This window comes from Paenarthrobacter nitroguajacolicus (genome assembly GCF_007786235.1).
GTDB classification, from domain to species: domain Bacteria; phylum Actinomycetota; class Actinomycetes; order Actinomycetales; family Micrococcaceae; genus Arthrobacter; species Arthrobacter nitroguajacolicus_A.
The window spans coordinates 46,197-57,841 of sequence record NZ_VNFK01000015.1 but is presented as its reverse complement, the minus strand read 5'-3'; the positions used below and the strand labels follow the sequence as shown (position 1 = coordinate 57,841).

Below are 11,645 nucleotides of genomic sequence, written 5' to 3'. Positions count from 1 at the left end.
GCTACGCTCATCTCAGTAAGGAAAAGTCATGACCGCAAGCACCAACGCTGCGCCAGTGCAGCATGAGCGGCTTACCAGCCGCCAAACCCGCAAGGTTGTCACCGCAGGTTGTGTTGGCATCTTCGTGGAACTGTACGACAACGGCATTTTCGCCTTCATGGCGGGAACGCTGGCTCTCGTCTTCCTGGCCCCGGGCAACCCGGACAACGCCCTGCTCTTCGTGTTCGCCGGTTACGCGGTCTCCTTCTTCGTTCGTCCGCTCGGCGCGGTGGTTTGCGGCTACCTCGGAGACCGGATCGGCAGGCAAAAGCTCCTGGTCTTCGTCATCCTCCTGATCAGTGTTGCCACCGCCGGTATCGGCCTGCTGCCCCCTTACGCGGCCATCGGCATCGCGGCGCCTATCCTGTTGGTCCTCATGCGGCTCCTCCAGGGCTTCTCCGTCGGCGGCGAGGCCGCCGGCGCCATGACCTTCCTCGCTGAGCACGCTCCTGAGGGCAAGCGCGGCATCATCACGTCTTACGCACAGATCGCTTCCTTCGCGGCACTGCTCACCGGTACCTTGGTGGCCTTCTCCATGTCGCCGTGGCTCACCCAGGCAGCAATCGACGGCGGCGGCTTCGGCTCGTTCGCCTGGCGCATCCCGTTCCTGGTGGCCATCCCCATGGGCATCATTGGTTGGTACATCCGCAAGGCCATCAGCGACACCCCCAACTTCGAGAAATTGAAGGAAGAGGGCGGGCTCTCCAAGAACCCGCTCAAGGAAGCCTTCCAGTCCAAGGAACACCGCCGCGCCATGCTCCTGGCCCTCTTCATCCCGCTGATGAACGGCTCCGGCTACTACGTCCTCTTCTCCTACATGCCTACCTTCCTCAAGGGCAAGCAACTGAACTTCACCATCGGCGAAGCCCTCCTGGTCACCGCGTGCAGCCTGGTGGTCATCTGCATCGCCATCCCGTTCATGGGCGCCCTCTCCGACCGCGTTGGCCGCAAGAAAGTCATCGCGGGCTCCGCCATCGCCATGGCAGTCCTCGGCATTCCGTCCTACGCCCTCATCGCCACCGGCGAAATGGGCCTGGCCATCCTCGGCGCCTGCATCATGGCCATCGTCTTCGCCGGCCACACCGCAGTCATCCACATCCTGATCGTCGAGCTCTTCCCCACCCGCGTTCGCTACTCCGCCTACGGCCTGGGCTACAACATCTCCTCGGCCCTGTTCGGCGGTACCGCCCCGCTGCTCATGACCTGGCTGATCGGCAGCACCGGCAACATCTACATGCCTGCGTTCTACGCAGTGGTCACGGCCCTCGGCACCTTGATCGCCGTCAGCACGGTCAAGGACCGCGCACACGAACCGCTGCGCGACGCCTAGCCACCACTACCTGCGGCCCACTAGCTGCGGCCAGCGCCGGGCTTCCGGGCCCGGCGCACTGCGCCCCACGATTCCCCACCTTTGGAGGACCCAATGTCTTTTTCCGACTACACCACCGCCCTTGTCACCGGAGCATCAACCGGAATGGGCGCAGCCATCGCCGAGCGCCTGGCCAAGCGCGGCCTGACCGTCCACGCCGTGGCCCGCAACGAGGAACGCCTGGCCGAGCTGGCCGACCGCACCGGAGCCATCCCGCACGTAGTCGACCTGACCGACACCGCCGCGCTGGCCGCCGTCGTGAATGACCTCAAGGTGGACGTCCTCGTGAACTGCGCCGGAGTGTCCCGGCCCGGCAACATCCTGGATTCGTCCGAGGAGGACATCGACGAACTGGTGGATGTGAATCTTCGCGGCCTGCTGCAGCTCACCCGACTGGTGCTGCCGGGCATGGTGGAACGCGACCTCGGCCACGTCATCAACATCAGCTCGATCGCCGGCACGTACAACTTCTACGGCCACACGGTCTATCACGCCACCAAAGCCGCCGTGCACCAGATCTCCCGCCAACTCCGCAACGACACCGTGGGCAAACGCATCCGCGTCACCGAGATCTGCCCCGGCCGGGTGGAGACGGAGATCTTCGGCCGCAACCTGGGCGGCACGCCCGAGGCCATGGAAGAAGCCTGGCAGACCTACTACGAGGGCTACGAGTCGCTGACCACGGACGACATCGTCAACGCCCTGGACTACGCCATCGAAACTCCGCGCCACGTGAATGTGGGCATGCTTGAGCTCATGCCGACGTTCCAGGTACCCGGCGGCCTGACGTTTGACCGGCGCTAAGGTGCCCCACAGGTTCCGGTGACATCACTCCCGTCACCGGATATATAAGCTGGCGGCCGCGTTCTCGTGGCCGCCAGCACCCGTTGAGCAGCAGTTTGAAGGCGGTACGACGGCGGCAGGTTCAGTCTTCGTCCAGCGTTTCGGTCAGGTGATGCGTGGGGATGCGGTCGCGGTCGTACGTGATCTCCGTGTAGCCATGCGGCTGGGGACGACCGTCCGTGCCGAGGTTCACGAAAACGATCTCCTCAATGGTCAGGATCGGCTGCCGCGTGATCATGTTGCGGACCTCTGCCCGCATGGTCAGGGATGTCCGGCCGAAGCGCTTTGCCGTCAGCCCCATCTCGATCAGATCCCCTTGCACAGCGGAGCTCACAAAGTTGATTTCGGAGATGTACTTGGTCACTGCGCGGCCATTGCCCAATTGAAGGATGGCGTAGATCGCGGCCTCTTCATCGATCCACTTCAGCAGGCTGCCACCGAAGAGCGTGCCGTTGGCGTTGAGGTCCTCGGGCCGCACCCATTTACGGGTGCGAAAGGTGATGTCTGCTTTTTCCATAATCCGAGATTATCGAACCGGAGCCACTCTCTGCTTGATATTGCGCAGACGCGCCAGGCCAGTACCGTCCGTTCCTACGCCATTGCCGTGTGAGACGCACTGTGCGAGTCGAGGCGCTTGGAGTAGCAATACGATTCCTCGACCCCCACGTACGGGCCAAAGTTCGGCACCGATGCGAACCCTGCGCTCTCATAGAAGCTGCGGCCGTCCGACTGGGCCGAACCCGCTTCTGCGGCGATCACGCTGAATCCGTGGGAATGGGCCTGGGCCTCGAGTGCAGCCAGGATGGAACTCGCAACTCCCGAGCCGCGGGCGTAAGGGACCACGTACAACCTTTTGATTTCGGCCGTGTTCTCGTCCAGCATTCGGAGCCCGCCACATCCCAGCGGCTGTCCGGAGCATTTCTCGTAAGCAACAACGAAGACCGCCGTGTCAGCTTCCGAAGGCGGCGGGCCCGGCTCATGGTCCGTAGTTCCGAAGCGTGAATCCAGTTCTGCCTGCTGTGCTGCCCGGAGGTCGGCGCCCACGGGATTGGCCCACGTGACCTGCCGAATATTGAGCCGTGGGTTGGTCTGCATTGGTGCCTCAATTCGCCGGGTTTGGTCGGAGGGGTCTATGCGTATCAAGCCTACGGAGCGGTGGTTACCGTGGTGTTTCCTGCGCGTAAGCGTCGGGAGAAATGCTGGAGCGAAGGGGAGCAGCGTGCCTTACAGTGCCTCGCCCGTAGGGTCCTCGGCGGTTTGGTCTGCCAGAGCCATGCCACCCACGGGGATCTGGTCCCAGTGCAGCACCTTCCACCCATGGGCGGGGTCGCCGTCCAGGGCCACGATTCCGGTGTTGGGGAGCTGGTGCGTTTCGGCGAACAGTGTGTCAATGTCAGTGGCCCTCCTGCCTGCCCAACAGCGGATTGCGGCACCATGGCTGACGATCGCGGCTGTTGAGTGCCCTGCGGCTGCAACTTTCTCCACCGAAGCGTCGAAACGGGCGAAGAAAGCGTGCCCGTTGAAGGCCCCCGGCATCCGCACGTCCAGGTCACCGTCCGTCCAAGCGAAGACGGTGCTCATGTAGCGCATGTGAGATTCGTGGTCTGTCTTCTTTTCCAGGGCGCCGGCTTCGATTTCGTGGACGCCGTCCAGGATGGTTGGCTCCAATCCTGTGGCTTGTGCCAGCGGGGCCGCAGTGTGTTGGGTACGCAGCAACGTGGATGTATACAGGGCCTCGATGGCTTCGTCAGCCAAGGCTTCCGGCAAGGCCGCTGCCTGGCGCTTACCGAGCTCAGTCAGCCCCGGGCCAGGAAACGCCGTGTCCAGCTGGCCTGCGACGTTACCAGGGGTTTGTCCGTGCCTGATCAACAGGAGCTTCATGGTTGCTCCGCTCCTCACGTGTAGCTGCAGGGGGTGGCGGTGTTGCGCTCCAGCCCGTTTACCTCCACCCAACCAGCCCCTGGAGCCACGGAACAGCCAGACACGCCGTTTCGAGGTCAAGCGCGTGCTGTGGTCAGCAGCTGGGAAGGAGCAGACTTCCGCTGGAAAGCTGGGGCGCCGACGCGGGAGTGATACCGAGGGCGGTTAACGCCGACGGCGGACCGAGGCACCCAGCCCCGGCCCGCCGTCGTCGAGCGTTGAGCGTTACTGCAGGTGATCCACCAGTTTGTCGGCGATGCCCGTGTACTTGCCCGGAGTGAGGGCGAGCAGCCGAGCCTCGGCGTCAGCGGAAAGGCCGAGGCCCTGGACGAATTCCTGCATGCGGGCAGCGTCCACGCGCTGGCCACGGGTGAGGTCCTTGAGTCGCTCGTACGGGTTCTCCATGCCCTCGACGCCGGCAATCGCCTCGGCGCGCATGACCATCTGGATCGCCTCGCCCAGGACTTCCCAGTTGGTGTCGAGGTCGCCGGCCAGTACTTCCTCGGCCACGTCCAGAGCTTTGAGGCCCTTGGCGACATTGGAGATAGCCAGCAGGGAGTGGCCGAACGCGACGCCGATGTTGCGCTGCGAAGATGAGTCGGTGAGGTCTCGCTGCCAGCGGGAAGTGACCAGCGTTGCGCCCAGGGTGTCCAGGAGGCCGTTGGAGGTTTCCAAGTTGGCTTCAGCGTTCTCAAAGCGGATCGGGTTGACCTTGTGGGGCATGGTGGAGGAACCCGTGGCTCCCGCGACCGGAATCTGACGGAAGTAACCGATGGAGATGTAGCTCCAGATATCCGTGCAGACGTTGTGCAGGATGCGGTTGAAGCGGGCGATGTCGGCGTAGAGTTCGGCCTGCCAGTCGTGGCTTTCGATCTGCGTGGTGAGCGGGTTCCACGTGAGGCCGAGGCCTTCCACGAACGTCTTGGCGACGGTTTCCCAGTCGGCGCTCGGGACAGAAGCGACGTGTGCGGCGTAAGTACCGGTAGCACCGTTGATCTTGCCCAGGTACTCGGTCTTGGCGATGCGATCCAGCTGGCGGTTCAGGCGGTGTGCGATGACTGCCAGTTCCTTGCCGAGCGTGGTGGGCGTGGCGGGCTGGCCGTGCGTGCGGGACAGCATGGGTACCGAGCGGTTCGCTTCCGCCATGTCCTCGATCTGCTTGACGAGTGCGGCAGCGTTGGGCAGCCACACGTTCTCCACGGCACCCTTGATGCCAACAGCATAGGAGAGGTTGTTGATGTCCTCGGACGTGCAGCCGAAGTGCACCATGGCCGTGAGGTTCTCGATGCCGATAGCGGGCAGGCGGCGGCCGATGTAGTACTCCACAGCCTTGACGTCGTGGACAGTGACGGCTTCGATTTCGGCGAGTTCATTGACCGATGCGGCGTCGAATTCGGTGACGATCGCGCGCAGCTTGGCGTTCTGCTCATCGGACAGGGGACCAGCGCCCGGCAGGACGGACTGGCTGGTCAGGTGAATCAGCCACTCGACTTCAACGTGAACGCGATCGCGGTTCAGGGCCGCCTCGGACAAGTAGTCGACGAGGGGCGCAACAGCGGCACGGTAGCGGCCGTCGAGGGCGCCGAGGGCAAGGGGTTCGGAAGCGAGGGACACGCGAGGGGATTCAGCCATGGTGCCTATTCTTTCATGTTCCGTGGGACAGCCCGAGTTGGTGACGGGGTTATGTGGATGGCCATCCCTTTATCCACATAGCCGACGACGCCGCTTCCGTCGGGTTCCGCCGGTCCGTAGCGTTTTGGCTACCGATCAGCAGAACAATCCCTGGAGCAAACGGACATGAGTGTCGGCTTGATGCCTGCAGCCAACCCGCCCACCTTCGACCCCCTGGAATGTGCCTCGCGCAGCCATGAAGTCCAGAGACTGGCATGGCGTCTCACCACCTGTGTGGATCAAGTGGACGCCGTCCTGGTGTCTCTGCGGAGGACCCAGCTCGCGGACTGGCAGTCGCCGGCAGGACGCGCCTATCGGACCACCATTGCCCTGCACGCGTCTGCACTGATGCGGGCCAGGGAGTCGCTGGACGCAGCAGTTGCGCTCGTTCTCCGTCACTCCCAGAACGTCTCCGTATCGGGCGAGAGGGGTCCGTGATGGCTGATTCCGCCCCTGTGGGTGCCGGCGCGGCCCCGCTGCCTTCACCCCCGGCCCCGGATGGGACCCTTCTGATCAGGGGAGGAGTGGGCGGGATGTCCTTCCAGCTTGAGGAACTCCTTCGTGGCGCCAGCCAGCTCGACGAGCTGGTCCAGCAGCTTCTTGGGCTGGAAGAAGAAGCACTCCGTATTCAGGATGCCCTGGAGCCATTCCTATACGACTCTTATGATTCCGGCTGCCGTGCCGTCGACGCCGTGGCGGAGAGCCGGAAGGAGGTAGGGCGGGTCCGCCAGGAATTGGCGGGGGTCGGTGCAAGCGTCCGGGCAAGCCACCGGGACTATGTGGAGACGGAGGCCTATAACGCCCGGCCCCACGCACTGCGTCTTGATCAAATAAGGAGCTCCGGCATTCCTGGATTCCTGGCACTGGGGCGAGACCTCACTGAGGAGGGCTACAACCGGCTCATCCCCGATGGCTACAAGGCGGCCGACTTCATACGCCTGCTTCTTGATTCGCCACTGCTGACCCAGCACCAACCCCGTCCGGTAAGCATCGAGAAGATGGAAGAAGCCACCGAAGACGTACAGCCGACCATGGCAGAAAGCCTCCGGCGACTCGAGAGGCTGCATGCCCTGAACGATGGTGCAATCGAGGTCATTCAATTCGATAACAACGGGTCACCCTCATGGATGGTCCTGATTCCGGGAACCCAACCCCAGTCACCCTCCACAAACCCCTTTGATATCCAAGGAATCGGCGAAGCGCTGGGCTATGACTCTGAAGAGGTTGTTCCAGCCGTCGGCCAAGCGCTCCGTGAGGCGGGTGCTGCGGCCGGGGATCCAGTGGTGGCAGTGGGCCACAGCCAGGGCGGCGTTCATGCCATGAACCTCAGCCAGAACAAAGCGTTCTTGAACGAATTCGACCTCAAGTATGTTCTGACGGCAGGAGCCCCGGTTGGAGACATTACCCCCGAGCCCGGCATCGCCTCGCTCCATCTGGAACACGTTCAGGACTGGGTCCCTGGGACAGACGGCCGGATGAACGCCGATACAAAGGAGCGGGTGACTGTCACCCTGACCGACGAACTCCAAGCACCCGACGGAGAAGACCCGGGTCTGGGACCAGGACATGACCAAGAGAACTACGCGGCAGGAGCAGAGTTGGTCGCCGCCAGCCATGACGAGTCACTGCTGGCTTCAAGTGCTGCGTTTGCGGGCGTGGTCGGTGCCGGTGGCACGGCCAAAGTGACCCGTTTCAAACTGCAAAGGGCGCCCATGCCAGACCAGTCATCGGCGTTACAGCCTGCTTCGCCCCCAACGGTCCGTGAAACGAAGGCGGACGCGGGAAGCCGGTAGCGCTTCACCTGCGGGGGACGCAATCCTTCTGCTAACGCTTGCGTGCGCCTGGGATCAGGCCAGCCACCATGGAAATGATGCTGATGATGATGGACGCCAGGATGGCCGTCCAGAAGAACGAGTCGAGAGTGAGGTGCACCGGAGTGAAAGTGCTCAGCCATGCCGTGAGGTACAGCATCGCGGCGTTGATCACGATAGTGAAGAGTCCAAGCGTCAGGATGGTCACCGGGAGGGACAGCAACCGGACCAAGGGGCGAACGAAGGCGTTCACCACTCCGAAGATGAGTCCAATGAAGAGGTAGGCCAAGATAATGCCGGCTGTGTCCGCGCCTTGCGCCAGTCCCGCGTTGGAGGCGGCCGTTTCGGTGGCGGACGTGGAGATATCCATGCCTTCAAGCAGCCAAGTGGCCACCCAAAGGGCAAGTCCGTTAATCAGGACGCGAATAATGAATGAACCCATGACCCCATGGTTCCACACGCACCAGTTAAACAGCTCAGCGATGGCCGTGTGCAGGCAAGTAGGCTTGAAGCCATGACTACTACTGACAACGTACCGGAGGGCGTACTCCCTCGCCCGGTCGTGGACAGGCTCCCCAAATATGCGGCGGGTAAACCACCCGTCCCGATTGAGGGCCTTACCAGCTACAAATTGTCGTCCAACGAGAACCCGCTGCCTCCAATTCCTGCAGTGCTGCAGGCAATCGCAGACCAGTCCGATATCAACCGCTACCCGGATCCCCTTGCCACCAAGCTGCGCAACAGCCTGGCGGGCTTCCTGGATGTCCCCGCTGACGACGTCGTCACCGGTGCCGGCAGCCTGGGGGCACTGAACCAGATCCTCGCTACGTTTGCCGGCCAGAATGACGACGGCAAGCCCGACGAGGTCATCTACGCTTGGCGTTCTTTTGAGGCTTACCCCATCTGCGTTGGACTCGCGGGAGCAGCCAGCGTGCAGATCCCGTTGTTGGCCGATGGGCGCCACGACCTCGACACTATGGCCGCCTCCGTTACGGTGCGGACCAAGGTGATCCTCCTCTGCACGCCCAACAATCCCACCGGACCGATCCTCACCGCCGAGGAAACGGAACGCTTCATTCAGGCCGTGCCGCCCAATGTTGTGGTGGTCATTGATGAGGCTTACCAAGAGTTCGTTCGTGATGCGGACGCCGTGGACGGAATCAAGCTCTACCGCAAATACCCCAACGTTATTGTGCTGAGGACGTTCTCCAAGGCCCATGGACTCGCCGGCCTGCGTGTTGGCTACAGCGTTTCCGGTCCTTTGCTGACGCAACACCTCCGTGTGACCGCCACACCCTTTGCCGTTTCCCAAATCGCGGAACGCGCAGCCGTGACATCCATCGAGAATTTCGACCAGGTTGTGGAAAGGGTACAAAGCCTGGTGGACGAGAGAGACCGGGTAACGGCTGGCCTGCGGGCTTTGGGTTGGTTCGTGCCGGAAGCCCAAGGCAACTTCGTTTGGTTGAATCTTGGCGAGAACAGCGGCGAATTTGCGGCCCTTGCGGCGCAGCAGGCGTTGTCAGTGAGGGCGTTTGGAAACGAAGGCGTTCGAGTCAGCATTGGTGAAGAAGAAGCGAACACTCGATTCTTGAATCTCTGTGCAGGTTATACAAAGGCTCCGCAAGGTTCCTAGCGGTTAACAAATGCGCCAACCTTACTTACTGCCGATAAAGTAAGGGACGAAAGCCAAAAGTATGCCCGTTCCGGAATGCATTCCGGAACGGGCATATATCCCAGCGACAGACATTGCCCGGCGCTCCGCCGTGGCAAGCAAGGAGACGGAATGGGCTCGACACAACTGCCCCCCGGGACGGAAGAAACTCTCGCGGCGACCACCGCGGCAGCCGCCGCGCCAGGCGAACCTGTGGAAATGGTTCAGTTGCTCGGCCCCGACGGAAAACTGGGTACCGATCCTGTCTTCTCGGACTACGCCAAGCGCATTGATCCCGAAAAGCTCCGCGTCTTCTATGCGGACATGGCCAGGATCCGTCGTTTCGACCAGGAAGCCACCGCGCTCCAACGCCAAGGTGAACTTGCCTTGTGGGTCCCGCTGACCGGTCAGGAGGCCGCACAGATCGGCTCCGGGCACGCAAGCCAGCGCCAGGACTACATCTTCCCCACCTATCGCGAGCACGGCGTCGCGCTGGTCCGCAACGTGGACCTTGCCGAGCTTCTCAAGCAGTTCCGCGGCGTCTCCAACGGTGGCTGGGATCCGCGGGAGAACAACTTCCACCTCTACACCCTGGTTCTCGCGGCCCAGACCCTTCACGCCGTTGGCTACGCGATGGGCATCCAACGGGACCAGAAACTTGCTGCTGCCGCAGACTCCACGGATCCCAAGGCCGCCGTGATCGCCTATTTCGGTGATGGCGCCAGCTCTGAGGGCGACGTCCACGAATCCATGGTCTTCGCCGCGTCCTATGAAGCCCCCGTGGTGTTCTTCTGCCAGAACAACCACTGGGCCATCTCCGTGCCCACCGAGGTCCAGACCAAGGTCCCGCTGGCCAACCGTGCCAAAGGCTACGGGTTCCCGGGTATCCGTGTGGATGGCAACGACGTGATTGCGGTCCATGCCGTCACTGAATGGGCCCTTGAGCATGCCCGTGAGGGCCGTGGTCCCGTACTGATCGAGGCTTACACCTACCGGGTGGGTGCACACACCACGGCCGACGATCCCACCAAATACCGGGAGTCCGCAGAGGAAGCCGCGTGGCGCGAGAAGGATCCTCTGGACCGTTTGGAGAAGTACCTGCGCGCCGAGGGCCTGGCGGACGAAGCGTTCTTTGACCAGGTAAAGGCCGACGGCCATGAGCTGGCCAAGTACGTCCGCAGCACGACGCATGGCCTGGAGGTCCCCGACATCCGCGATGCGTTTGCCAATGTGTACGCCGAACAACACCCGCTGATTGCGGAGGAACTGGCCTGGTTCGAGGAATACTCGGCAGGCTTCGAAAGCGATGAGGAGGCAGCTAACTGATGGCAACCATGACCATTGCTAAGGCCATCAATGAGGGTCTTCGGGCATCGCTGACAAGCAATCCAAAGTCGCTGCTCATGGGCGAGGACATCGGGCACCTGGGCGGCGTTTACCGTGTCACCGATGGCCTGATCAAGGAGTTCGGCGACGAACGCGTCGTGGATACTCCGTTGGCTGAGTCCGGCATCGTGGGTACGGCCATTGGCCTGGCCCTCCGCGGATACTCACCGGTGTGCGAGATCCAGTTCGACGGCTTCGTCTTTCCCGCCTTCAACCAGATCACCACGCAGTTGGCGAAGATCCACTCCCGCAGCCTCGGCAAGTTGACCGTACCCGTGGTCATTCGAATTCCCTACGGCGGCGGTATTGGCTCGATTGAGCACCACTCCGAGTCGCCGGAGGCACTGTTCGCCCACACCGCCGGGCTGCGCATCATTTCGCCTTCCAACGCCCACGACGCCTACTGGATGATCCAAAAGGCCATCGAGTGCCAGGATCCCGTGATCTTCTTCGAACCCAAGCGCCGCTACTGGCTCAAGGGTGAGGTGGACGTCCAGAACCCCGGTCTGTCCGAGGACCCGTTCAAGGCGCACGTTGTCCGCGAAGGTACTGACGCCACCATCGTGGCGTACGGTCCCTTGGTTCCAGTGGCCCTCGCCGCCGCCAACGCAGCCATGGAGGACGGAAGGAGCATCGAAGTCGTCGATCTCCGTTCCATCTCGCCGGTGGATTTCGACACTGTGGAAGCGTCAGTCAAGAAGACCGGCCGCTTGATCGTTGCCCACGAGGCCCCGACCTTTGGCGGCATCGGTGGTGAGATTGCGGCGCGTATCAGCGAGAGGGCGTTCCTGCATTTGGAGGCTCCCGTGATCCGTGTGGGCGGATTCCACATGCCTTACCCCGTTGCCAAGGTGGAAGAGGACTACTTGCCTGACATCGACAAGATCCTCGAAGCGCTCGACCGCTCCCTGGCCTACTAAACCGCCCTGATCCTGCCCGCTTTGCTGCCGGGTAA

The 11,645-nt window shown here is 62.5% G+C and carries 12 protein-coding genes; 7 read left to right on the top strand and 5 right to left on the bottom strand.

What is annotated here, in order from left to right; all coding sequences use genetic code 11:
• Positions 1–28: 28 nt before the first annotated feature.
• Both FQP90_RS17280 and FQP90_RS17275 read left to right on the top strand, forming a co-directional pair.
• Positions 29–1,369 carry an MFS transporter gene (locus tag FQP90_RS17280; protein WP_144652305.1) on the top strand — a complete coding sequence of 447 codons (1,341 nt, stop codon included), beginning with the start codon at positions 29–31 and terminating at the stop codon, positions 1,367–1,369.
• Between the two features lie 93 nt (positions 1,370–1,462).
• Positions 1,463–2,212, top strand: a complete 750-nt coding sequence (locus FQP90_RS17275; RefSeq protein ID WP_144652304.1) for an SDR family oxidoreductase — start codon at positions 1,463–1,465, stop codon at positions 2,210–2,212.
• Between the two features lie 121 nt (positions 2,213–2,333).
• Here the strand turns inward: FQP90_RS17275 and FQP90_RS17270 are convergent, their stop codons facing one another.
• The 4 genes from FQP90_RS17270 to purB all read right to left on the bottom strand — a co-directional run bounded on the left by FQP90_RS17270 (position 2,334) and on the right by purB (position 5,803).
• Positions 2,334–2,768, bottom strand: a complete 435-nt coding sequence (locus tag FQP90_RS17270) for an acyl-CoA thioesterase (protein ID WP_089596607.1) — start codon at positions 2,766–2,768, stop codon at positions 2,334–2,336.
• A 74-nt stretch (positions 2,769–2,842) separates the two neighbouring features.
• Positions 2,843–3,346, bottom strand: coding sequence for a GNAT family N-acetyltransferase (locus tag FQP90_RS17265; protein WP_144652303.1), 504 nt, complete (start codon positions 3,344–3,346; stop codon positions 2,843–2,845).
• A 129-nt stretch (positions 3,347–3,475) separates the two neighbouring features.
• Complete coding sequence (locus tag FQP90_RS17260; RefSeq protein ID WP_144652302.1) at positions 3,476–4,132, bottom strand: histidine phosphatase family protein; 657 nt, start codon at positions 4,130–4,132, stop codon at positions 3,476–3,478.
• Between the two features lie 264 nt (positions 4,133–4,396).
• The gene (gene purB / locus FQP90_RS17255) at positions 4,397–5,803 is read right to left on the bottom strand and encodes an adenylosuccinate lyase (RefSeq protein ID WP_144652301.1); all 1,407 of its coding nucleotides are present in this window, start codon (positions 5,801–5,803) and stop codon (positions 4,397–4,399) included.
• 165 nt (positions 5,804–5,968) lie between these two features.
• Here purB and FQP90_RS17250 point away from each other — a divergent pair, with 165 nt between their 5' ends.
• Positions 5,969–6,280 (top strand): hypothetical protein, encoded by a 312-nt coding sequence (locus FQP90_RS17250; RefSeq protein ID WP_144652300.1) that lies wholly within the window; start codon positions 5,969–5,971, stop codon positions 6,278–6,280.
• A complete protein-coding gene (locus FQP90_RS17245; RefSeq protein WP_167510512.1) occupies positions 6,280–7,635 on the top strand; it encodes a hypothetical protein in 1,356 nt (451 codons plus the stop codon). The genes FQP90_RS17250 and FQP90_RS17245 overlap by 1 nt, the downstream gene beginning before the upstream one ends.
• A 31-nt stretch (positions 7,636–7,666) precedes the next feature.
• Here the strand turns inward: FQP90_RS17245 and FQP90_RS17240 are convergent, their stop codons facing one another.
• Positions 7,667–8,095, bottom strand: coding sequence for a phage holin family protein (locus FQP90_RS17240; RefSeq protein ID WP_144652298.1), 429 nt, complete (start codon positions 8,093–8,095; stop codon positions 7,667–7,669).
• 72 nt (positions 8,096–8,167) lie between these two features.
• Here FQP90_RS17240 and FQP90_RS17235 point away from each other — a divergent pair, with 72 nt between their 5' ends.
• The 3 genes from FQP90_RS17235 to FQP90_RS17225 all read left to right on the top strand — a co-directional run bounded on the left by FQP90_RS17235 (position 8,168) and on the right by FQP90_RS17225 (position 11,610).
• Positions 8,168–9,286 carry a histidinol-phosphate transaminase gene (locus FQP90_RS17235; RefSeq protein ID WP_208760035.1) on the top strand — a complete coding sequence of 373 codons (1,119 nt, stop codon included), beginning with the start codon at positions 8,168–8,170 and terminating at the stop codon, positions 9,284–9,286.
• A 150-nt stretch (positions 9,287–9,436) separates the two neighbouring features.
• Positions 9,437–10,630: a pyruvate dehydrogenase (acetyl-transferring) E1 component subunit alpha gene (gene pdhA, locus FQP90_RS17230; RefSeq protein WP_144652296.1), complete on the top strand. Its 1,194-nt coding sequence runs from the start codon at positions 9,437–9,439 to the stop codon at positions 10,628–10,630.
• On the top strand, positions 10,630–11,610 hold the full coding sequence (locus tag FQP90_RS17225) for an alpha-ketoacid dehydrogenase subunit beta (RefSeq protein ID WP_144652295.1): 981 nt from the start codon (positions 10,630–10,632) through the stop codon (positions 11,608–11,610). The genes pdhA and FQP90_RS17225 overlap by 1 nt, the downstream gene beginning before the upstream one ends.
• The last annotated feature ends 35 nt before the right edge of the window (positions 11,611–11,645 follow it).